At 46.4% G+C, this 759-nt stretch carries 1 protein-coding gene; it reads right to left on the bottom strand.

Annotation, left to right across the window (positions count from 1 at the left end; genetic code table 11):
- Positions 1 to 759 (bottom strand): GGDEF domain-containing phosphodiesterase (locus tag R7O13_RS26400; RefSeq protein ID WP_318305146.1); only part of this gene is annotated, 759 nt, incomplete at both ends.

Here is a 759-nt window from a genome sequence, read left to right as displayed (position 1 = left end):
AAAAGTGACTCCGTCACTTCTACGTGAATGTCTTTGGCGGATACATTGTATTGCAATAAAAAGTGCTCAAATATGAGGCTAAGGTCCTGGCGGTAGATTTGTCGTGGGGACAAGTTCAACGCGATATGAAAATCATGGTCGAATGCTTCTGCCCATTCCGCTCTTTGCTTGATCGCGGTTTCGATCAAATGCTCACCAAGCTCGAGAATCAAGTCGTTTTGTTCTGCAATCGGAATAAACTGTTCAGGGCCAATGTAACCTTTCTCGGGATGATTCCATCGCACTAATGCTTCAACCCCAACCAACTGGTAGGTCTTAAGGTCAAATTTAGGTTGATACCAAAGCTCAAACTGTGATAAGTCGTGGATGGAGCGACTCAGTTCTCTTTCGATATAGAGTCGTTGTTTCACCGTCGCATCGAATGCGGGATCGTAAACGGACATAATGTCTTTGCCGCGACGTTTTGATTCTTGTGCGGCAAGGGATGAAAGTTGCAGCAACGAATCTGCGTTACAGCCAAACTCTGGATATACCGCAACACCAAGGCTGGTGGTTAAGCGGATATTGTGACTGTCGAGCCTCAATGGCGATAGCACTTGTCTATGAATTTGGTTGGCAATCTCGCGCGCTTCTAAGCTGTTGTTGCAAGGGAATACGACGACAAACTCATCCGCACCAACGCGGCTTGCGAGTATCCATGGTCGATAATCTGGTTCGATATAAATTGGCAGTTCCTTTCTCAATAGTGCCGAAAGGTGC

The organism is Vibrio sp. Y176 (assembly GCF_033438945.1).
The sequence above is the reverse complement of the archived record's forward strand: the minus strand, read 5'-3'. Positions and strand labels throughout refer to the sequence as shown.